This window comes from Thermomonospora echinospora (genome assembly GCF_900108175.1).
Taxonomy (GTDB): Bacteria; Actinomycetota; Actinomycetes; order Streptosporangiales; family Streptosporangiaceae; genus Thermomonospora; species Thermomonospora echinospora.
This window is the reverse complement of the sequence record NZ_FNVO01000016.1, coordinates 94940-115768: the sequence shown is the minus strand read 5'-3', so window position 1 is coordinate 115768 and position 20829 is coordinate 94940. Positions and strand designations below refer to the sequence as shown.

Sequence of the window (20829 nt, the reverse complement as noted above, 5' to 3'; positions counted from 1 at the left end):
GCCATGGCCGAACGCACCCTCCTCACCAACGCCCGCGTGCTGACCTGCACCGGCGACCGGCACGAGCGGCCGATCGCCGCCGACGTCCTCATCGAGGGCGACCGCATCACCCGGGTGGCGCCCGGCATCGAGGCCGGGCCGGCCCGGGTCGTCGACCTGCGCGGCGCCACCGTGCTGCCCGGCCTCGGCGACGCGCACACGCACATCAGTTGGCCGCTGGACTTCGTGTTCGACCACGCCACCGTGGCGGCGGCCCCGCCCGCACCGCACATCCTCGACGTCGCCGCCGTCACCCGGACGTACCTGGAGAGCGGCTACACCTTCATCATCGGCGCGGGCACCACCCAGCCGATGGACGACCTGCTGGTCAAGGACGCCATCGACCGGGGGCTGCTCCCCGGCCCGCGCATCGTCCCCAGCGGCCCGATGATCGCCGAGGCCGGCGGCCTCGGGGGCGACGGCGAGATCATGGAGGTCGTCGCGAACGCCGCCGAGCTCCGCGAGAACGTCGCCTGGCAGTGCGGCATGGGCGTCCGCGCGCTTAAGCTGTTCATCTCCGGCGACGGCGTCGTACCGGAGTTCCCCTCCGAAGACGTCTACATGAACGACGAGATGCTGCTCGCGGCGGCCGAGGAGGCCGGCAGGCACGGCGCGTTCCTCACCACCCACGCCCGCGGCTCGGCCAGCGTCGCGATGGCCGCGCGCACCGGCGTCCGGATCGTCCACCACGCCTGCTTCCTCGACGACGAGGCGCTCAAGGCGCTGGAGGCGCGGCGCGGCGACATCTGGGTGTGCCCCGGGCTGCACTACCTGTACGCGGTGGTCAACGGCCACGCCGAGCCGTACGGCATCACGCCGGAGAAGGTGGAGGCGTCCGGCTACCACGAGGAGTTCCGCTCGCAGGTCGAGGGGCTGCACCGGCTGCGGGAGGCCGGCATCGGGATCCTCGCGGGCGGCGACTTCGGGCACCAGTGGACGCGCCACGGCACCTACGCCGCCGAGCTGCAACGGTACGTGGAGCTGGCGGGCATGACCCCGGCCGAGGCCGTCCACACGGCCACCCGGAACATGGGCGAGGCCGCCGGGCTCCCCCTCGGGCAGGTCCGCGAGGGCTACCTGGCCGACCTTTTGGTCGTCGACGGCGATCCGAGCGCGGACGTGACGGTCCTGCAGGATCCCGCGCGGCGGCGCGCCGTCATGAAGAACGGCAGGTTCGCGTACGTCAACCCCGAGGTCTATCCGTGACGCCCGCGGAAACCGTCACGGTCCTGTCCGGTGTCGACGCGCTGGTAAATCTGCTGGTCCTGCGGCGGCGGCTCGACGAGCGGGACGGCCTGGAGACGGCCACCATGGTCTCCGGATACCCGGGGTCGCCGCTGGGCGGCTTCGACCTCGCCCTGGAACGGCTCGGCGACGCCCTCGCCGAGCACCGGATCGTGCACCGCCCAGGGCTCAACGAGGAGCTCGCCGCGGCGATCGTCTGGGGCAGCCAGATGGGCGCGGTCGTCGGTTACGACGGGATCGACGGTGTCGCGGGCGCGTGGTACGGCAAGGGCCCGGGCCTGGACCGCTGCGGAGACGCGCTCAAGCACGCGAACGCGATGGGCGCGGGCCCGAACGGCGGGGCCGTCATGTTCTGCGGCGACGACCCGGCGGCCAAGTCGTCCACGCTGGCCTGCGACAGCCAGTACACCTTCGAGGACGCGTGCGTGCCCGTGCTGGTCCCCGGCGACCAGCAGGACGTGCTCGATCTCGGTGTGCACGCGTTCCGGATGTCGCGGTACGCGGGGACCTGGGTCGGGATGAAGGTCGTCACGGCGGTCGCCGACGGCATCGGCACCGTCGACCTCGATCCCGGCAGGCACGCTCCGGCCGACCCCGAGGACGTCGTCATCGACGGCAGGCCGTGGCGCCACCGGCCGCTGGCGGCGATCGGCCCGCACGCCGTGCCCGGCCAGGAGGCGCTGGTGACCGAGCACCGGCTGCGCGCCGCCCGCGCCTACGCGCGGCACAACGGGCTCGACCGCGTGGCGGGCGCCGCGCCCGGGGCACGGCTCGGCGTGGTCTGCGCGGGCAAGACCTACTTCGACCTGCTCCAGGCGTTCACCGACCTCGGGACGTCCCCGGAGCGGGCCGGTGTGCGGATCCTCCGGCTCGGCATGACCTATCCGCTGGTCGAGGAGACGGTCCTGGAGTTCGCCGCGTCCGTCGCCGAGCTCGTCGTCATCGAGGAGAAGCGCCCGTTCGTCGAGACGCAGCTGCGGAGCCTCCTGCACGAGGCCGCGAGCCCGGTCCCGGTGCGCGGCAAGCGCGACCGGTCCGGCCGGGCCCTGGTGTCCTCGGTGGGCGAGCTGGACTCGTCCGCGGTGGCCGCGGTGCTCACCCGTCTGCTGCCCGAGCCGGCCCGCCCCGCCCGGACCTCGCGGCGGTCCCGGCTGCCGCTGCTTCCCGTGGCGTCGCGGGCCCCGGGCTACTGCAGCGGCTGCCCGCACAACCGCTCCACCGTCGTCCCCGACGGCGCACTGGTCGGCGGGGGCGTCGGCTGCCACGGGATCATGTACTTCGAGGCGCGGCACCAGGGCGTGCGGAGCCTGCCGCCGACGCCGATGGGCGCCGAAGGCGTCCCCTGGCTCGGCCTGGCGCCGTTCGTCGCCGAGCCGCACGTCATCCAGAACCTCGGCGACGGCACGCTCAGCCACTCCGGAACGCTGGCGATCCGGGCGAGCGTCGCGGCGGGCGCCGATATCACCTTCAAGATCCTCTACAACGCGGCCGTGGCCATGACGGGCGGCCAGGACGTCACCGGGCTGCTGGACGTCCCGGCAATGACACGGGCGCTGGAGGCCGAGGGCGTTAAGAAGATCGTCGTGTGCGCCGAGGACCCCCGGCGCTACGGCCGCCGCGCGCGGTGGGCCGGGGGAGTGGAGGTGCTGGGCCGCGACCGCCTGGCGGAGGTGCAGCAGCGGCTCCGCGGCGTGCCCGGCGTCACGGTCGTCATCTACGACCAGCGGTGCGCGGCCGAGGCTCGCCGGCTGCGCAGGCGCGGCCTGCTGCCCGAGCCGCCGCGGCGGGTCGTCATCAACGAGGCCGTGTGCGAGGGATGCGGGGACTGCGGCGTCAAGAGCAACTGCCTGTCGGTGCTGCCGGTCGAGACGGAGTTCGGCGGCAAGCGGCAGATCCACGACCCGTCGTGCAACCGCGACTACACCTGCCTGGAGGGCGACTGCCCATCGTTCGTGACCGTGACGCCGAAGCGTCGCGGCCGGCGCAGGGCACGGGCCCGGGCCCAGACGCGGCCGGTGCCGCCGGCGGGCTCGCCGCCGGATCCGGTGCCGTCCCGGCTCGACGGCCGATACGGCGTCTACTTCACGGGCATCGGCGGCACCGGTGTCGTCACCGCCAACCGGATCATCGCCGCGGCCGCCGAGGCCGCGGGTCTCGTGGTCGGCGGCGTGGACCAGACGGGGCTGTCGCAGAAGGCCGGGGCGGTCGTGTCGCATCTGCGCCTGGCCGCCGACCGCGGCGCGCTGGGCGCGGCGACCGTCGGCACCGGCGGAGCCGACCTGTACCTGTCCGGCGACATCCTGCAGGCCGCCGCTGCGGATCATCTGGCGAAGGTCCGGCCCGGCCGCACGATCGCCGTCGTCGACGACCGCCTTACGCCCACCGCGGCCATGCTGCAGAGCGACCTCCCGCCCCCCGACGTTGCGAGCCTCCGCAAGGAGATCACCGAGCGCGTGGGCCGAGAGCGCGTCGTCTTCATCGACTCCCGGCGCATCGCCGAGGCCGTCTTCGCCGACCACCTGCTGGCGAACGTGGTGCTGCTCGGCGCGGCGTTCCAGCTCGGCGGACTGCCCGTTCCGCTCGCCGCGATCGACCAGGCGATGCGGGACGGGAGGGCAGCCGAGGCGGGCGTCGAGGCGTTCGCCTGGGGCCGCTGGGCGGCGCACGATCCGGCGGCCGTCGAGGCGGCCCTCGACGCGGCTGACGCCGGCGGGTCTGCGACCGGCTTCGACCCGTCCTCTGAAGCGCTGGCCACGGCCGCCGCGCTGGTCGGCGACCGTGGACTGCCCGCCGAACTGCGTGAGCTCGTCGGGCGGCGGGCCGCGCAGGCCGTCGACTACCAGGACACGGCACGCGCCCGCCGGTTCCTCGACCTCGTGGAACACGCGGCGGCCCGCGACGGCGCCGACCGCGGATGGGAGCTCACCCGGGCGGTGGCCGAGGCCTGGTTCAAGCTCCTGACCTACAAGGACGAGTACGAGGTGGCTCGCCTGCACCTCAGGGTCGACTACGACCGGGTGGCGCGCGACCTCGGGATCGACGGGCCGTACAAGGTGACGTTCCATCTTCACCCGCCCACCCTGCGCCGGCTCGGGCTGAGGCGGAAGCTGCCGCTGGCCCGGCCGTACGAGCTGGCGTTCCACGTGCTCCGCCGCATGAGACGCCTGCGGGGCACGCCCCTGGACCCGTTCGGCTGGGACCGCGACCGCCGCACCGAACGGGCCCTCATCGCAGAGTACGAGCGGCTGGTCCGCGACGTCCTCACCCGCGACCTGCCGTACGACGACCTCGTGCGCGTGGCCTCCTCCCCGATGTCGATCAAGGGCTACGGCCCGGTCAAGGAGGCGGCCGTGTCGGCCTGGCGGGAGCGGGTCGCCGAGCTTATGGGACCGCGCGCGTGATCCGGCGGATCCGCTTCGCCACCCGGCGGGACGACGTCCCACCCGGAGCCTTCGCGGACGCCTGGCCGGGCGCGGTCGCCGCCGCCGCCCAGGCGCCCCCCGGTGTCCGGCCGGTCCGGCTGGCGGCGTGCACGACCCTGCCCGAGTTCACCAGCCCCGAACCGAGGCACGACGGGATCGGCATCGAGTGGTTCACCAGCGCGGGGCATCTGCGGCGGTTCCTGACCTGGCTCGGCACCTCCGAGGGCCGGGCGGTGCCGGACTCCTTCGGCCGGGTCGCCGCGCCGGGCACGAGCCCGGTGGTCGTCGGGACGGAGGCGGTGCTGCGCGGTGCCGAGTGGCTCGACGCGCGGTGGCGGGACGGGGGAGTGAAGCTCAAGCACATGGCCATCGCGGTGCGGGCTGCGGGCCTGACCCCGGCCGAGTTCTCCGAACGGTGGCGCGGCCACGCGGGCCGGGTCCGTCGTTCGGGGGGCGGGGAGGCGGTCCCGATCCCTGCCGAGGCCCGCGGTCTGGCCTACGTGCAGAGCCACCCGTGTCCCCGGACGGCCGGAGAGTGGGCCTACGACGCGCTGAACGAGGTCTACTTCGAAGATCCGGGGGGCCTGCGGACGCGCGTCGAGTGGTTCCGTGAGAATGTCCGGGATGGGGCCGATGGAGACCTCTTCGGCCGGTCGTGGTTCCTCGCCGCCCGCGAACAGGTCGTCCCGGTCCCGTAACCACAACCAGGAGGTGGTCGATGCCGAAGGGCGTCATGGTCATCCAGACCAGCCCGTCCGACCCGTCGCGGGAGGACGAGTTCAACGAGTGGTACAGCAACACCCACCTGCCCGAGGTCTGCGAGGTGCCGGGCATCGTCGCAGCGCGCCGTTACCGGGTCCTCGACGACACCGACCCGGCACGGCACTCCTACCTGGCGATCTACGAACTCGAAGCCGACGACCTCACCGCCACCCTCAAGGAACTGCGCGCCCGCACCGCCTCCGGCCAGATCGGGCTGAGTGACACCCTGCGGCTCGACCCGCCGCCGTCGATCGCGATCTACGAGCTCCTCGAGTAGCCCGTCAGGCTCACAGCCCCGGAGGCAGCCCGATGCTCCGGGGCTCCAGGAAGCTGCGCAGCCCCTCGGGCCCGAGCTCGCGGCCCAGGCCGGACTCCTTGAACCCGCCGAACGGGACGTGCGGGAACGGCGGGTGGACGCCGTTGATCGCGACGCTCCCGGTGCGCAGCCGCCGGGCGACCCGCAGCCCCCGCGCCGGGTCGCCCGCCCACACTCCGCCGGCCAGGCCGTACGGCGAGTCGTTGGCGATGCGGACGGCGTCGTCCTCGCCGTCGTAGGGGATGAGGCACAGCACCGGCCCGAAGATCTCCTCCCGGGCCACGCGCATGGAGTTGTCCACATCGGCGAGGATCGTCGGCTCGACATACCAGCCCCTGGGCAGGTGCGCGGGACGGCCGCCGCCGGCCGCGACCCGGGCGCCCGCATCCCTGGCCAGGGCGATGTAGCCCTCGACCCGCTCGCGCTGGCGCTCGGCGACGAGCGGCCCCACCACGGTCGCCGGGTCGTGGGGGTCGCCCACCGGCACGGCGGCCGCCGCCGCGGCGGCGGCCTCCACCGCCTCGGCGTACCGAAAGCGGGGCAGCAGGACCCTGGTGTGGGCGCCGCACACCTGCCCCGACAGGTGCATGGCCCCGCCGACGATCGCCGGGACGACCGCGGCCACGTCGGCGTCGTCGAGGACGACGGCCGCCGACTTGCCGCCGAGCTCCAGGGACACCCGCGTGATCCGCTCGCCGCACAGGCTCATGATCCGCTTGCCGGCCGCCGTGGACCCGGTGAACGCGACCTTGTCGGTGCCGGGGTGCCTCACCAGGTGCTCGCCGACCTGGCGGCCGCCCGGGACCAGGTTGACCACGCCGTGCGGGACGCCCGCCTCGGCCAGGGCCTCGGCGAGGACGTATCCGCTGAGCGGAGCCTCCGGCGGCGGCTTGACCACCACGCTGCAGCCGGCGGCCAGCGCCGGGGCGGTCTTCCAGGCGGCCAGCGTGACCGGGGCGTTCCACGGGACGATCACCGCCGCCACCCCGACCGGCTCCTCGGTCACCAGGCCCGCGCGGTCACCGGCGGCCACCTCGCGCTCGAACGCGTACCCGCGGGCGAGCCCGGCGTAGTAGTCGAACAGCGGGGCGACCATCCCGGTTTGGGACCGGGGCGCCTGGCTGATCGCGCAGCCCATCTCGTCGACGGTGACCGCCGCGATCTCGGCCTCGCGCCCGCGCAGCACGGTGGCGGCCCGGGCGAGGACGTCGGCGCGCTCGGCCGGCGTCATGCGCGGCCAGGGTCCCTCGTCGAACGCCGTGCGCGCCGCGGTGACCGCACGGTCGACGTCGGCCGCGGTGGCGACCGGCACCTCGCCGACGACCTCCTCGGTGGAGGGCGAGACGACATCGAGCAGGTCGCCGCCCGCCGGTGCCGTCCAGGCGCCCCCGATGAAGAACTCCCGCCGGTGCATCAGCCGGTCGTCCACGTCGCCTCCCGCGCTCGGAGATCGGAACCTGGCAGTGTGAGTGAACACCCGCTATCCTAAGCCAAAAGTAGGTGAGTGCTCACTTGTTATCGGAGAGTCCATGGACCTGCTGCTGCGCGGGGCTTCGCTGATCGACGGCACGGGCGGCCCAGCCCGCCCGGCCGACGTCGCCGTCACGGGCGACCGCATCACCGCGGTGCGCGCCCCCGGCGACCTCGCGCCCCGGCCGGGCGCCGAGGTCGCCGACCTGGACGGCCTGACGCTGGCCCCCGGCTTCATCGACGTCCACACCCACTACGACGCGCAGATCCTGTGGGACTCCGACCTCACCCCGTCGAGCTGGCACGGCGTGACCAGCGTCGTGATGGGCAACTGCGGGTTCGGCGTCGCGCCCACGCGCCCGGAGCACCGCGAGACCGTCATCCGCACGCTGGAGAACGTCGAGGGCATGTCGATGGAGGCGCTGGAGGCCGGCATCGACTGGTGCTTTGAGACCTTTCCCGAGTACCTGGCCGCCCTCGACCGCAGACCCAAGCGCCTCAACGTCGGCGCCTTCCTCGGACACACCCCGCTGCGGCTGTTCGTGACCGGAGGCGAGGAACGCCCGGCCACCGCGGATGAGATCGAGGCCATGCGGGGCGTCGTGCGCGAGGCCGTGGAGGCCGGCGCCATTGGGTTCTCCACCTCGCGGCAGCCCGCCCACCAGGGGGCGTTCGGGCGCCCGGTGCCGAGCCGGTTCGCCGAGGTCGAAGAGGTGTACGCGATCGCCGAGGTGCTCGGCGGGCTCGGCCGGGGCGTCATGCAGGTGTCGATCGGCCCGGGGCTGTTCGTGGACCAGTTCTCCGACCTCGCCGTCCGCTACGGCGTTCCCGTCACCTGGACCGCGTTGATGGCGCGCGCGGACCGGCCCGGCGCCGCGCAGCGCACGGTCGAGCGCGGCGCGGCACTCCCCGGCGAGGTCTACCCGCAGATCGCCTGCCGGCCGATCGTCATGCAGATCGGCCTGGCCGACCCCGTCCCGCTCGCCGAGATCGACGAGTGGAAGGAGGCGCTGGCCCTGCCGCGCGCCGACCGGGCCGGCCTCTACCGGGACGAGACGTGGCGGGAACGGGCGCGTGCGACGACGCTCAAGGCCTGGAGCCACCGCTGGCCGAAGACCAGCGTCGAGGAGACCGGCGTCCACCACGATGCGGTCGGGATCCCCTTGGACCGGCTGGCCGCCGAGCGCGGCACGACGCCCTTCGACCTGATGCTCGACCTGGCGTTGCGCGACGACATGGCCACCCGCTTCCGGATCGTCCTGGACAACGACGGCGACGAGGAGGTCGGCCGGCTACTGGCCGACAAGCGCACCCTGCTCGGCCTGTCCGACGCCGGGGCGCACGCCACCCAGCTGTGCGACGCCTGCTACTCGACCCACCTGCTCGGGCACTGGGTGCGCGAGCGGCATGCGATCACGCTGGAGGACGCCGTTTGGCGGCTGACCGGCCATCCTCACCAGGCGTTCCGCATCAGGGACCGCGGCCTGGTCAAGGAGGGCTTTTACGCCGACCTCGTCGCCTTCGACCCCGCGACCGTCGGCACCACCCCCGTCGAACGGGTCCACGACCAGCCCGGCGGCGCCGACCGTCTCGTCGTGCGCAGCACCGGCATCGCCCACATGTGGGTCAACGGCGTGGCCACCCGCGTCGACGGCGCGGAGGTCCCCGGCGCCGCCCCCGGACGGCTCCTGCGCGGTTGAGCCGGTCCGCTCCCGGCACCACCCCGGCCCCGGCCCTGCGGCCGGGAGTCTCCATCCGGTCCACACGCCATGAGGTCGTTGCACCAGGACCGGGCCCCCTGCTCAAGAGGGAAAGTGATGGACGCAGTAGAGCCGGCAGTTCCGATCACCGACGAATGGATCGAGCGGCATTTCGACCATCTCTCGCCGGAGCTGGCCCGTGAGTTCCACCCGACGCTGGCCCGTGCCCGTTCGCGCTGCCCCGTCGCCCACAGTGACCGGTACGGCGGGTTCTGGGTCGCCACCAGGTACGAGGACGTGCTGCGCGTCGCGCAGGACTGGAGGACGTTCAGCTCCGAGCTGGGCATCACGGTGCCGGCGGGCGGACCGACGATGAAGATCATCCCGGTCACCGTCGACCCGCCGCTGCAACGGATCTACAAGCGGCTGATCAACGCCCACTTCACCCCGGCGAGGATCGGCCCGTGGGAGGAGCCCACCCGCGCGCTGGTGAACCGCCTCATCGACGGCTTCGTCGAACGGGGCGAGTGCGACTTCATGCGGGACTTCGCCCGGCCGTTCCCGGGCCTGGCGTTCTTCGACCTGGCCCTGCACGCGCCCGCCGACGACCTGGAAGAGGTCAACCACTACGCCACAATGGCCTCGCTGCCGCAGGTGGCGGAGTCGCGGGACTGCCTGATGAAGCTCGCCGCGTGGATCGGCGGGTTCGTCGAGCGACGGCGGGCGGAGGGGCCGCGCGGCGACGTGGTGGACGCGGTCCTCGACGCCGAGATCGAGGGGCGGCCCATTACCCGCGAGGAGGTCATCGGGACCGTCCAACTGCTGGTGCTCGGCGGCCTGGAGACCACTGCCGGCGTGCTGGGCGCGGCGATGCTGCGCTTCTGCGCGAACCCGGAGATCCCCGCACTGCTCAGGGCCCGGCCGGAGCTGATCCCGGACGCCGTCGAGGAACTGCTGCGGCTCGACGGCTCGTTCGTCTGCATCGGCCGGACCGCCCGGCACGACACCGAGCTCGGCGGCCACCGGATCAAGAAGGGCGAGCAGGTCATCATCTACTGGGCGTCGGCCAACCGCGACGGAGCCGAGTTCCCCGATCCCGACACCTTCGACCTCGACCGTCCCACGAACCGCCATGTCGCCTTCGGCGCGGGGCCCCACCGTTGCGTCGGCTCCAACCTCGCCCGGATGAACCTGCGCATCGCCCTCGACGAGATCGTGCACCGGCTCGATGACATCCGGCTCCGGCCGGGTGCCGACATCGACTTCCACTCCACCTTCAACCGAGCTCCGCTCTCCGTGCCGATCACGTTCACCGCCGGTGCGCGCTTGTAGGAGGGAGCCCGGCGGGAGGGTGTCCGGCCGGCGGTGGGGCTGAACTGCCGCAGAGCCGGACGCGCCCAACGCCCCGGTAGTGACCTCGCTGACGCAAAGGCGGCTGGCGCACCTGCCGCCCGGTACCCGGCCGCCTCCCTCGGTGGCGGTCTATGACCAGCCGCTGCGGCGCCGGCGGGCGAACTGGTCGAGGCCTCCGACGACAAGCAACTGAGCAAGACCATCGCCCGCTACGGCCGCGTCGACCTGCTCTGCATCAACGAACTCGGCTACATGGAACTGGACCGCCACGGCGCCGAGCTGCTGTTCCAGGTCCTGACCGAACGTGAGGAGAAGGCCAGCGCCGCCATCGCCTCCAATGAGTCCTTCGGCTGGACCGAGACGTTCATCGACCCGCGGCTCTGCGCCGCCATCGTTGACCGGCTCACCTTTGGCGGCGCCATCATCGAGACCGGCATCGACTCCTACCGCCTCGCCCAAAGCCGTGCACGCGCCGAGCAGCACACCACCGCCTGATCCTGCACCCTCGCCGGCTATTCGGCGGTCAGTTCCATGAGCTGATCGGCGGCGGTGGTGTTGCCCTTCTCAGCCAAGCGTCGCAGCTCCTCCAGACGGCCGTGTTCGGTGGCCAGTTCGATCAGTTGGTCGGCCGCGGTGGTGTTGCCCTGGTCGGCCAGGTACCGCAGCTGCTCCAGGTCGCCGTGTTCGGCGGCGAGTTCGATCAGCTCGTCGACCGCGTCCTGGTCACCGTTGTCGGCGCGTTCCCGCAGAGCGGACAGATCACAGTCGGTCATAGTGGACAACCTCCAATGCGTCGGCTCCCTGGGCCAGGCCGCCCGGGGATCTGAGGTGTTCCGCAGGACGCCTGTCCGCTACCCGTCAGCAGAGGGCAGCCTCCCCGAGGCTCGAAGCTCATCGCGATGGGCATGCCACTCCTCCAGCAGCGCGGGCAGTCGCTCGCTGAGGAACTCGGCCAGCGCGACCATCTCCTCCAGTGGAGCGCGACGTTCCGGCGGAGCATCGGCGAGCAACGCCAGCCCCTCCCGAAACAGCACCGCATGCTCCTGGTGAACGGCGGAGTCGAAGTTCTGCGGCTGCTGGCTGGCCGGATCCAAGCTCACCCGGTCCACCCGCTCACCGGCCGGCCGCGTCCGCCGCGCCATCCGATAGCTCTCCAGCAGCTTGACCGCACCGGTGATGGCGCTGCGGCTGGCCAGCAGCGCCTCGGCCAGCTCATCGATCGTCTGCTGCGGCGGATCGCAGACGAACAGGAACCCCAGAAGACGTCCGGCCATCGGCGGGAAGCCGTACTGGCGTGCATAGAACCGGCCGACATGGTCGGCGAAGAGCAACTGGGCATCACGCGACACGTAGCCAAAGATAGCAGGCATAGCTGAGATAACACAAATATGTGTCATCTCAGGTTGGCGAACGTATTCCTGGGCAGCGTCGGGCGCTTCCAGAACTCACCTACATTCCAGGCCCCGTTGATCACCAAGTGTTGCCAGGACTGACCGACAAACGTTGCCGCTTCTCACCAACGAAGCCACGCGGATGCTCCCCGAGACGCCGATGTCCTGCGGATGCTCCCCGAGACGGCGATGTCCTGCGGATGCGTCCCGAGACGGCGATGTCCTGCGGATGCGTCCCGAGACGCCGCTGCCCTCCCGCCTGGGGAGACAGGCGGGAGGGCAGCAGTGTGTCCGGGGAGCCGGTCAGGCGCGGACCGGGGGCTCCAGGTTGTAGAGCTTGGTCGCGGTGTGCTGGAGCACCTTGCCGATCGTCTCCTCGGGCAGGCCGCCCAGGGACAGCTCCATGACCTCGCGCGGGCTGGGGGACTCCGAGGCGGGGCCGGGGGACAGGCTGGTGGCGTGCGGGAAGTCGGTCTCGAACATGAGGTTGTCGGCGAGCTGGTCGATCACCGAGCGCACTGACTGCCGCTCGAACCAGAACATGCCGTAGATCTGCCGGCGCATGTACTCGCTCGGCAGCAGGCGGTCGGGGTACTCCTTGTGGGCGCCGACGTTGAGCCACTGCCAGTCCATGGTCTCGCCGAAGAACGGCAGCCAGCCGGCGCCGTTCTCGACCGAGACGAACTTCAGGTCCGGGTACCGGTGGCAGACGCCGCTGAGCACGACCTCGGCGATGTTCTGGGCGTTGCCCAGCAGGACCAGCGAGCTCTCCCGGGTGAAGTCGATCTTCTTGGACTGGTCGACGGCCCCCTTGAGGTCCTCGTCGGTGGCCAGGAAGCCCACGTGGAAGTTCATGCTGAGGCCCATCTCCTGGGCCTGGCCCAGCAGCGGCTCCCAGTGGTCGTCGATCAGGCGGGGGAGCCCGACCTTGTCGTAGCGGGCCGCGAACAGCACGCCCTTGTGGCCCATCTCGTGGCACCGCCTCATCTCGGCGACCGACTCGTCGATGTCCCAGAACGGCAGCATCGTCATCGCGACGAGCCGCCGCGGGTCGGCCGAGCAGAACTCGGTGATCCAGTCGTTGTAGGCCCGCACGCACTCGGTCGCCAGCTCGCGCGGCATCTGGTTGAGGAACCGGTGGCTGTGGAAGCCGACGATGTTGGGATACAGGACCTGGTAGTAGACCCCCACCTGGTCCAGGTAGGTCAGGCGCTCCTTGGGGTCGACGGCGGCCGGTAGCGCCTCCGACAGCCGCCTGGGATGTGAGGGCGGGAACTCCGGCCAGCCCGCCTGGGCGAAGGCCCCCACGCCGTACAGCTTGCGGTCGCCGATGTACCAGACGTCCTCCTGCCGTCGTTCGTGGAACCTGACGTGCGGCACGAGGTCGCCCCACTTCGACGTCGAGACGCGCGAGGTCCACAGGTCGGCCGGTTCGATGATGTGGGAGTCGACGTCGGCGACCGCGTACCGCTCGCAGAGGGCGGTCCCGGCCGTGTCCTGGTCAGCCATGCACGTGACTCCTTCGGCGTCCGCTACTAGAAAGTGTGCGCTCACTTACTCTAGGCTCGGTACCCGTCCGGCGCAACGGCCCGCTCGCCCTACTCGCCGGGGTCAGGGACGGCGCGCAGGTGCGGGGCCATCATCAGCGGCGTCACGCTGAGCACGCCGGACTCCACCGGCAGGGTGACGCCCGTGATCCACCGGGCCTCGTCGCCGGCCAGGAACGCCGCCGCCCAGCCGACGTCCCAGCCGTCGCCGGGGGTCCCGAGCAGGCCGGCCTCGCTGCGCAGGGTGTTCATGAACTCGGCGCGCGGCCCGGGCTGCGAGACCGACACGACCATCGGCGTGGTGATGTGCCCCGGCGCCACCGCGTTGACCCGGATGCCCTGCCGGCCGTGCGAGTACGCCATGTCGACGGTCATGGCGATCAGACCGCCCTTCGCCGCCGAGTAGGCGACCGTGCCGTCGCCGCGCAGGGCCGAGATCGACGCGATGTTGACGATCGAGCCGGCCCCCTTGGCGGCCATCACCGGCACCGTGTACTTGGCGGCCAGGAACGCGGTGCGCAGGTTGATGGCGAAGGCCCGGTCCCAGTCCTCCTCGGTGGTGTCCACGACGGTCCCCAGCGAGGCCCGGCCGATGTTGTTGATCAGGATGTCGACCGTCCCGAACGCCTCGACGGCCGCGCCGACCATCGCCTCGCAGTCGGCCGCGCGGGTGACGTCGGCCGCGAAGACCTCGGCCGTGCCGCCCTCGGCCTCGATCATCGCGCGCGTCTGCGCGGCGCGCTCGGGATGGAGGTCGACGAGCAGGACGCGCGCGCCCTCCCGGGCCAGCACGACCGCGGTCGCCTTCCCCGTCCCGATCCCCGGGCCGGGCGTCGAGCCCGCCCCCGTCACGATCGCCACCTTGCCCTCGACCCGGCCGGCCCGTTCCACCATGCGGCGTCCCTCTCTCCTCGCGTACGTTCCGGTGCCTCAGTTCCAGCGCGTCAGCAGTGCCGCGCCCGCTTCGAGGCCCCCGACGTTGGTCACCGCGGCGACCTCGGCGCCCCGGACCTGCCGGGCGCCGGCCTCGCCGCGGAGCTGGCGCACCGCCTCGGCGGTGTGGCCGAAGGCGGCGTGCAGACGGCCGCCGGACAGCTGGCCGCCCCAGGTGTTGAGCGGCAGCTCGCCGTCGAGGGCGATACGCTCGCCGCCCTCGACGAACGCGCCGGCCTCGCCGGTCCCGCAGAAGCCCATGGCCTCCAGCCACCAGACGGCCTCGATCGTGAAGCCGTCGTAGAGCTGGGCGACGTCGACGTCGCCGGGGCGCAGGCCGGTGCGCGCCCACATCGCCCGCGCGGCGCCGTGGCCGACCCGGCCCATGTCCTCCCACTGCTCCCAGGACGGGCGGCCCTCGACGACCCCGGCCATCGCCTCGATCCGGACCGGGGCCCGCAGCGCGGGCGCGGTCCCGGCGGCCGAGACCACGATCGCGGTGGCGCCGTCGGCGGGGACGTCGCAGTCGTACAGGCACATCGGCGTCGAGATCATCCGCGCCGCTAGGTAGTCGTCGACGGTCAGCGCCGACCGGTAGACCGCGTCCGGGTTGAGCGCGGCGTGCGCCCGCTGCGTCACCGGTATCCACGCCAGCTGCTCGCGGGTGACCCCGTACTCGTGCATGTACCGGGCGGCGTAGGGGGCCACCTGGCAGACGGGCGACAACATGCCGATGGGCAGCAGCCAGGCGAGCGGGCCCTCCGCGACCGGCTTGCCCGCGCCGTACGCCGGGCGGCCGCCGGCGGCGCGGGCGGCGCTGCCCTCCTTCACGGTCCGCCAGACGACGACGTGCCGGGCCTGCCCGGTGGCCACCGCCATGGCCGGGCCGTAGAACGGCAGGGCCATCCCCTCGATGATCCCCTGCCGCCAGGTCGTGGTGATCCGCAGTGCATCCTGCACCTCGTAGAGGTTGCCGTTGGCGTAGCCGGGCAGGTTGGCGGCGCCGCCGCCGGGGAACATGGCCAGGCCGTCGATGTCGTCGAGGGTCAGGCCCGCGTCCTCGACGGCGGCGAGGACGGCGTCGAGGGTGAGCTGGAGGCCGGACCGCTCGACCCGGCGGCCGATCGCGGACTGGCCGACGCCGGAGATGACGGCCCGGCGTTCGAGCAGGTCGGTCCCCAAGGGTTCCTCCGGTCGGTCAGGGCGCGGCGACGAAGCTGGGGATGGCGAAGCCCCCGGGACCGGGCTCGAACCCGATGTCCACGGTCATGCCGATGGCCGCCTCCTCGGGAGGGCAGCCCCGCAGCCGGCCGGCCACCCGCACGCCCGGGTGGCCGGGGAACTCGACGAGCACGATGGCGTACGGCACCTGGAGGCCGGGGAGCCAGCGCTGGTGGTTCACGGTCAGGCTGTAGACGGTGCCGCGGCCGGTGATCTCGGCGTGGACCATCGTCCGGCCCCGGCAGGAACGGCAGATCCCGCGCGGCGGGAACGACTCGGCGCCACAGGACGCGCACTGCTCCACGACCAGGCGGCCCTCCCGCGCCGCCGCCCAGAACGGTCCGGTCTCCTCGGTGACGGCGGGAGGAATCCCTGGCGTCGCGTCCATCCGCACCTCGTAACTAAGAGAGTGTTCGCTTACTATACCTGCGGAGCACTCCGGAGACCCGAGCGAAGGAGACGCAGTGCCAGGCGATCGCATCATCTTCGGGGCGGCGGCGATCCCCGAGCCGGACCGGGACTGGCTGGCCGCGGTGGAGCGGCTGCCCGTGGAGTCGATCTGGCAGGGCGGCCACGTGCTGCCGCCGGGCCCGACCGGCGAGGCGATCACCCGGCTCGCCCTGATGACCGCCTGGACCGAGCGGGTGCGGGTGGGCGCGGCTGTCCTGCTGCTCCCGCTCTACCCCCCGGTCGTCGTGGCCAAGCAGCTGGCCGACCTGGACTCCCGTTCGGGTGGCCGCCTCACCGTGGGCGTGGGTGTGGGCGGCGAGTTCCGCCACGAGTTCGACGCGGTCGGCGTCCCGCTCGCCGAGCGAGGTCCCCGCACCGACGAGGCGATGTGGATCCTGCGCACCCTCTGGGGCGGCGGCCCGGCCAGCCACCACGGCGCGTTCTTCAGCTTCGAGGACGTGGAGCTGCGCCCGGTGTGCCCGCCGGCGGAGCCCGGCCCCCGGATGCGCCCCGGCGGCCCCCCGCTGGTCGTGTCCGGGCGCAGGGAGCGCGCCATGCGCCGCGCCGCCCACCTCGGCGACGGCTGGCTGCCCTACCTGGTGTCGCCGGAGGCCTACGCCCGATCGGTCCGCACCATCGAGGAGGAGGCGGGGGCCGCGGGCCGGGACCTGGCCGGCTTCGAATGGATGATGTACCTGTACTGCTCCATCCGCCGGGACGGCGATCGCGCCCGCGACGACGTCGCCCGCTTCCTCGGCTCGGCCTACGGCGACAAGCCGCGCGACATGCTGGACCGCATCGCCCCGGCGGGCACCCCCGACCAGGTGGCGGCACGGCTGCAGGCCTACGTCGACGCAGGCGTCCGCCATTTCGTCATCTCGCCCGCGGCGCACGACGACACCCTGGAGGTCGTCCGGCTCGCCGCCGAAGAGGTCCTGCCGCGCCTGTCCGTCCCGGCTTCGGTGGGGTGAGCCGTGAACGCCTCCCTGCCCGATCCGCCGTGCGGCGGCCTGTCCGTGGTGGAGGTCGCGGCCGGGACCAGCGAGCTCGGCCTCGGCCTGGCCGGGGGCGTGCCGGGCATGCTGCTCGGCGACCTCGGGGCCGACGTCGTACGGGTGGTGGGCGCGCGGCCGGTGCCGCTGGACGCGGACGTGCCGTGGGGCCGGGCCTGGCACCGGGACAAGCGGATCGTCGCGACCGACGACCGGGACGAGATCTGCGAGCTGCTGCGCGGGGCGGACGTCGCTCTGGTCTACGGGCCGGAGGAGCTCGTGGAGCGGCGCGGGCTGGGCCACCGCGAGCTGGCGGAGACCAATCCGGGGCTGGTTTACGCGCGGTGCCGGCCCAGCCGGACGGCCAAGGGGACCATCGCCGACTACGGGCTGCTCGTGGAGGCCGCGGCGGGGTTCTGCACCCAGCTCGCGGGCCACCGGCCCGGCCCGATTTTCGTGGATGTCCGGGCGCCCGGCGTCGGCACCGCGTCGCTGCTCACCGTCTCCGTGCTCGGGCTGCTGCGCCGCCGCGCGCTGACCGGAGCGGGCGGGTGGGCCGAGACCTGCCTGTACGACGGGATGCTCGCCACGCTCGGCTGCATGATCGGCCGGTCCGAACGGGCCGCCCCCGAGATCGAGGGCTACTGGGAGAAGGGCTCGACGTTCCCCAACTTCCTGTACCGCTGCGCCGATGGCGAGCTGATCCAGGTGTGGTTCGGCGGCAAGGGCATGTACGCCTCGCTGATCGAGGTCCTCGGCGATGAGCCGAGCGACGAGGGCTACTACACCGACCAGATGACCGGGCGGCTCGGTGTCCGCGCCAAGCGGTGGGTGTCGCTGTTCGCCAGGCGGCCGCGCGACGCGTGGATCCGCGAGCTGCGCGCGGCGGAGGTGGCGTGCGAGCCGGTCCTCGGCCCCGGCGAGGCCCTCGCCGACCCGCACCTCACCGAGATCGGCCTGGCCGTCCCGCGCACCGACGCCGGTCACCGCGACGTCGTCCTCGGCTCGCCCATCTCGGTGACCCCGCTCCCCGGCGCGCCGCCGCCCGGGAGGTCGTCGGGGAAGCCGGCCGGACGCGGGCCGGGGCTGCTGTCGGGGGTGAAGGTCGCCGACTTCTCGGCGTTCGTGGCCGGGCCGCTCGCCGCGGAGGTCCTCGCGGACCTGGGGGCGGACGTCGTCAAGGTGGAGCCGCCCGAGGGGGAGGCGATGCGGGCCGCCGCGTACGCCGTGGCGGCGTGTCAGCGGGGCAAGCGCAGCCTCGCCCTCGACATCGGCGCGCCGGAGGCGCGGCGGGCCGTCGAGCGGCTGCTCGGGTGGGCCGACGTCGTGGTGCACAACTTCCGCGTCGGGGTGGCCGAGCGGCTGGGCATCGGGCCCGCCGCGGTCGCCGAGCTGAACCCGGGCGCGGTGTACTGCCATGCCAGCGCCTTCGGGCCCGCCGGCCGCCGCGCGCGCCTGCCTGGCAACGACGCCCTGATGCAGGCGGTCACCGGTGTCGAGCGGGCGATCGGCGGCGTGGGCAACGACCCGATCGCGGCCACCTGGATCCCGGTCGACATGGCCGGCGGCTGGATCGCCGCCGCCGGGATCCTGGCCGGGCTGTACGCCCGGGCCGCGGGCGGCCAGGGCCGGCACGTGGTGACGAGCCTGCTCGGCGCCGGGATGCTGACGCACGGCGGAGTCTTCGAGCGCGACGGCGAGCTGGTCCGCGGCCCCGAGCTGGACGCCCGGCAGACCGGCTACGGGCCCGGATACCGCATCTACGAGGGCGGCGACGGCGCCTGGTTCGCGCTGGTCGTCCCGGACCGCGAAGCGTGGCTGCGGTTGGCCGCCGAGGTCCCCTCGCTGCCGCGGACGTACGCGCCGTTGCGCGGGGGAGCGGCCGGCCCCGCGGCCCGCGAGGCGGAGCGCGTCCTGGAGGCGGCCTTCGCCGCCGCGCCCGCCGCCGCGTGGGTGCGGCGGCTGCACGCCGCCGGGCTGCTCGCCGAGCTCATCGAGCCGCTGGATCGGGACGGCTTCCGCCGCGCCATCCTGGACGACCCGGTGAACCGTCGGACCGGCCGCGTCGTGACGTACCGGACCGCGGACTGGGGCCGCTTCGAGCAGATCGGCCCGCTGCTGCGGTGCGGGCCCGCCGCCGAGGGCGGCCCGCGGCTGATGATCCCGCGTGTCGGCGAGCACACCGTGGAGGTCCTGGCCGAGCTGGGCCTCGACGCCGAGGAGATCGACGCGCTGCTGGCCGCCAAGGTCGCACGCCGGCTGGACGAGGAGGAGGCATGAGCGCCGAGGACACCGCGGCGCCGGACGCCGCCGCGCTGGTGCGCGAGATGGGCCGCCGCTTCCTGGCGGGCGACGTCGACGGCGCGTTCGCGCTGCTGCATCCGGACTTCCGCATCCAGCAGCCCGCGTCGCTGCCGCACGGCGGCTGGCACCACGGCCGCGCCGGCATGGCCCGGATGGGTGAGGCGTTCGCCCGCCACTGGGACCGCACGATCGACGAGCCCCGCGTGCTGGCCTGCGGCGAGCGGGCTGTCCAGATCACCACCCAGACCTGGACGGCCAAGGCCACCGGCCGCTCCGCGACGGTCGAGGTCGTCGAGCTGTTCTCCGCGGCCGGCGGCCTCATCGGCGAGATCCGCGTCTTCCAGCAGGACACCCACGCCCTGCTGGCCACCCTGCCGTGACCTCCACCCGCCTTGACATGGGGAGAGACACGGTGCGAGCCTGATAACAGAGCGTTCACTTACTTATGGGGCGCCGTGAGCCGTCCGGAGGATGTGCGGGGATGGAGTACCAGCTGATCGATGCCGACGGGCACTACTACGAGCCCGACGACTGCTTCACCCGGCACATCGAGCCGCGGTTCCGAGACCAGACGGTACGGGTCGAGCGGGGCGCCGACGGGCTCGGACGGATCTTCCTGCGGGACCGGCGGACGTTCATGAGCGTGATGCCGGGGGACTACGCCTCGGCGCCGGGCGCGCTGGAGGGGCTGTTCGCGGGCGGGGTCGCCGACGGGTTCACCCACCGGGAGGTGATCAACGCCAGGGACCACCCGGCGTTCACCGAGCGCGACGCCCGCCTGGCGCTGATGGACGAGCAGGGCCTGCAGGCCACCATCATGCTCCCCACCCTGGGCGTCGCGGTCGAGAACGACATGCGCGACGACGCCGAGCTGACGTACGCCAGCTTGCGGGCGTTCAACCGCTGGCTGGAGGAGGACTGGGGATACGGGGCCGACGGCCGGATCTTCGCCGTTCCCATGCTCTCGCTGCTGGACGTCGGCCCCGCTATGGCGGAGCTGCACCGGGTGCTCGACGCCGGTGCGCGGCTGGTCCACCTGTGCCCGGGGCCGACCGGGGGGCGCTCGCCCGCCCACCCGATGTTCGACCCGTTCTGGGACACCGTGTCCGAGGCCGGGATCCCGGTCGTGTTCCATGTGTCCAACAGCGGATACCAGCACTTCTACGGGACGCGGTGGTCGGAGGACCCCGGCAACCCCTCGCACCGGCAGTCTCCGTTGCAGTGGGCGCTGTGCAACACCGAGCGGCCGCTCGTCGACACGCTCACCGCGCTCACGCTGCACAACCTCTTCGGCCGGCATCCTAAGGTGCGGATCCTGTCGATCGAGAACGGGTCCAGCTGGATCGGACACCTGTTCAAGACCGTCGACAAGGCCGCGGCGCTGGGCCGGCGCGGCCCCATGCTCGGCGGGCCCCTCCCGCCCCGCCCCAGCGAGGCGCTCGCCGAGCACCTGTGGGTCTGCCCGTTCCCCGAGGACGACGTGCATGAGCTCATCGAGGCCATCGGCCCGGGCCACGTGCTGTTCGGCTCGGACTACCCGCACCCCGAGGGGCTGCGCGAGCCGCGCGACTACATCCCCCGGCTGGCCGGCTGTGATGCGGCGGTCACGCGCAAGGTGCTGCGCGGGAACACCGCCGGGCTGCTCGGGCTGCCCGACCACGCCCCGGCGATGGGGTGAGGCGGC

General features: G+C 73.1%; 18 protein-coding genes. 11 read left to right on the top strand and 7 right to left on the bottom strand.

Annotation, left to right across the window (positions count from 1 at the left end):
• The first annotated feature begins 3 nt into the window (after positions 1 to 3).
• The 4 genes from C4U03_RS28820 to C4U03_RS28805 are packed head-to-tail and all read left to right on the top strand — an operon-like array spanning position 4 to position 5745.
• Positions 4 to 1245: an amidohydrolase family protein gene (locus tag C4U03_RS28820; RefSeq protein WP_103942076.1), complete on the top strand. Its 1242-nt coding sequence runs from the start codon at positions 4 to 6 to the stop codon at positions 1243 to 1245.
• A complete protein-coding gene (locus C4U03_RS28815) occupies positions 1242 to 4685 on the top strand; it encodes an indolepyruvate ferredoxin oxidoreductase family protein (protein ID WP_103942074.1) in 3444 nt (1147 codons plus the stop codon). The genes C4U03_RS28820 and C4U03_RS28815 overlap by 4 nt, the downstream gene beginning before the upstream one ends.
• Positions 4682 to 5404 (top strand): EthD domain-containing protein, encoded by a 723-nt coding sequence (locus C4U03_RS28810; protein WP_200827543.1) that lies wholly within the window; start codon positions 4682 to 4684, stop codon positions 5402 to 5404. Before C4U03_RS28815 ends, C4U03_RS28810 begins: the two co-directional genes overlap by 4 nt.
• 20 nt (positions 5405 to 5424) lie before the next feature.
• Positions 5425 to 5745, top strand: coding sequence for a DUF4286 family protein (locus C4U03_RS28805; RefSeq protein WP_103942072.1), 321 nt, complete (start codon positions 5425 to 5427; stop codon positions 5743 to 5745).
• 10 nt (positions 5746 to 5755) lie between these two features.
• Here C4U03_RS28805 and C4U03_RS28800 read toward each other — a convergent pair whose 3' ends face one another.
• Complete coding sequence (locus tag C4U03_RS28800) at positions 5756 to 7213, bottom strand: aldehyde dehydrogenase (protein ID WP_103942070.1); 1458 nt, start codon at positions 7211 to 7213, stop codon at positions 5756 to 5758.
• Between the two features lie 100 nt (positions 7214 to 7313).
• On the opposite strand from C4U03_RS28800, the gene C4U03_RS28795 reads away from it, so the two are divergent.
• From C4U03_RS28795 to C4U03_RS28785, 3 genes are all read left to right on the top strand, one after another.
• A complete protein-coding gene (locus tag C4U03_RS28795; RefSeq protein WP_103942068.1) occupies positions 7314 to 8954 on the top strand; it encodes an N-acyl-D-amino-acid deacylase family protein in 1641 nt (546 codons plus the stop codon).
• A gap of 117 nt (positions 8955 to 9071) precedes the next feature.
• Entirely contained in the window at positions 9072 to 10286 is a 1215-nt protein-coding gene (locus C4U03_RS28790; RefSeq protein WP_103942066.1) for a cytochrome P450, read from the top strand.
• 183 nt (positions 10287 to 10469) lie between these two features.
• On the top strand, positions 10470 to 10802 hold the full coding sequence (locus C4U03_RS28785; protein WP_407701461.1) for an ATP-binding protein: 333 nt from the start codon (positions 10470 to 10472) through the stop codon (positions 10800 to 10802).
• A 17-nt stretch (positions 10803 to 10819) separates the two neighbouring features.
• Here C4U03_RS28785 and C4U03_RS28780 read toward each other — a convergent pair whose 3' ends face one another.
• From C4U03_RS28780 to C4U03_RS28755, 6 genes are all read right to left on the bottom strand, one after another.
• Entirely contained in the window at positions 10820 to 11080 is a 261-nt protein-coding gene (locus C4U03_RS28780; RefSeq protein WP_103942064.1) for a hypothetical protein, read from the bottom strand.
• A 78-nt stretch (positions 11081 to 11158) separates the two neighbouring features.
• Positions 11159 to 11656, bottom strand: a complete 498-nt coding sequence (locus C4U03_RS28775; protein WP_103942171.1) for a GbsR/MarR family transcriptional regulator — start codon at positions 11654 to 11656, stop codon at positions 11159 to 11161.
• A gap of 345 nt (positions 11657 to 12001) precedes the next feature.
• Positions 12002 to 13207: an amidohydrolase family protein gene (locus tag C4U03_RS28770; protein WP_103942061.1), complete on the bottom strand. Its 1206-nt coding sequence runs from the start codon at positions 13205 to 13207 to the stop codon at positions 12002 to 12004.
• A gap of 89 nt (positions 13208 to 13296) precedes the next feature.
• Positions 13297 to 14139 carry an SDR family NAD(P)-dependent oxidoreductase gene (locus C4U03_RS28765; protein ID WP_103942059.1) on the bottom strand — a complete coding sequence of 281 codons (843 nt, stop codon included), beginning with the start codon at positions 14137 to 14139 and terminating at the stop codon, positions 13297 to 13299.
• 36 nt (positions 14140 to 14175) lie between these two features.
• Positions 14176 to 15360, bottom strand: coding sequence for a thiolase family protein (locus tag C4U03_RS28760; protein ID WP_103942057.1), 1185 nt, complete (start codon positions 15358 to 15360; stop codon positions 14176 to 14178).
• Between the two features lie 16 nt (positions 15361 to 15376).
• Positions 15377 to 15787 carry a Zn-ribbon domain-containing OB-fold protein gene (locus tag C4U03_RS28755; RefSeq protein WP_103942055.1) on the bottom strand — a complete coding sequence of 137 codons (411 nt, stop codon included), beginning with the start codon at positions 15785 to 15787 and terminating at the stop codon, positions 15377 to 15379.
• A gap of 76 nt (positions 15788 to 15863) precedes the next feature.
• Here C4U03_RS28755 and C4U03_RS28750 point away from each other — a divergent pair, with 76 nt between their 5' ends.
• The 4 genes from C4U03_RS28750 (at position 15864) to C4U03_RS28735 (ending at position 20823) form a co-directional block, all read left to right on the top strand.
• On the top strand, positions 15864 to 16820 hold the full coding sequence (locus tag C4U03_RS28750; protein WP_103942054.1) for an LLM class flavin-dependent oxidoreductase: 957 nt from the start codon (positions 15864 to 15866) through the stop codon (positions 16818 to 16820).
• Between the two features lie 3 nt (positions 16821 to 16823).
• Complete coding sequence (locus C4U03_RS28745; protein ID WP_103942052.1) at positions 16824 to 19121, top strand: CaiB/BaiF CoA-transferase family protein; 2298 nt, start codon at positions 16824 to 16826, stop codon at positions 19119 to 19121.
• On the top strand, positions 19118 to 19525 hold the full coding sequence (locus tag C4U03_RS28740; RefSeq protein ID WP_103942050.1) for a nuclear transport factor 2 family protein: 408 nt from the start codon (positions 19118 to 19120) through the stop codon (positions 19523 to 19525). The genes C4U03_RS28745 and C4U03_RS28740 overlap by 4 nt, the downstream gene beginning before the upstream one ends.
• 101 nt (positions 19526 to 19626) lie before the next feature.
• Complete coding sequence (locus C4U03_RS28735; protein ID WP_103942048.1) at positions 19627 to 20823, top strand: amidohydrolase family protein; 1197 nt, start codon at positions 19627 to 19629, stop codon at positions 20821 to 20823.
• The last annotated feature ends 6 nt before the right edge of the window (positions 20824 to 20829 follow it).

Excerpts from the sequence above, each read along its gene's own strand:
- C4U03_RS28780 (WP_103942064.1), bottom strand. The coding sequence starts at position 11,080 with ATGACCGACTGTGATCTGTCCGCTCTGCGGGAACGCGCCGACAACGGT.
- C4U03_RS28805 (WP_103942072.1), top strand. The coding sequence starts at position 5,425 with ATGCCGAAGGGCGTCATGGTCATCCAGACCAGCCCGTCCGACCCGTCG.
- C4U03_RS28755 (WP_103942055.1), bottom strand. The coding sequence starts at position 15,787 with ATGGACGCGACGCCAGGGATTCCTCCCGCCGTCACCGAGGAGACCGGA.
- C4U03_RS28820 (WP_103942076.1), top strand. The coding sequence starts at position 4 with ATGGCCGAACGCACCCTCCTCACCAACGCCCGCGTGCTGACCTGCACC.
- C4U03_RS28765 (WP_103942059.1), bottom strand. The coding sequence starts at position 14,139 with ATGGTGGAACGGGCCGGCCGGGTCGAGGGCAAGGTGGCGATCGTGACG.
- C4U03_RS28790 (WP_103942066.1), top strand. The coding sequence starts at position 9,072 with ATGGACGCAGTAGAGCCGGCAGTTCCGATCACCGACGAATGGATCGAG.
- C4U03_RS28735 (WP_103942048.1), top strand. The coding sequence starts at position 19,627 with ATGGAGTACCAGCTGATCGATGCCGACGGGCACTACTACGAGCCCGAC.
- C4U03_RS28740 (WP_103942050.1), top strand. The coding sequence starts at position 19,118 with ATGAGCGCCGAGGACACCGCGGCGCCGGACGCCGCCGCGCTGGTGCGC.
- C4U03_RS28770 (WP_103942061.1), bottom strand. The coding sequence starts at position 13,207 with ATGGCTGACCAGGACACGGCCGGGACCGCCCTCTGCGAGCGGTACGCG.
- C4U03_RS28795 (WP_103942068.1), top strand. The coding sequence starts at position 7,314 with ATGGACCTGCTGCTGCGCGGGGCTTCGCTGATCGACGGCACGGGCGGC.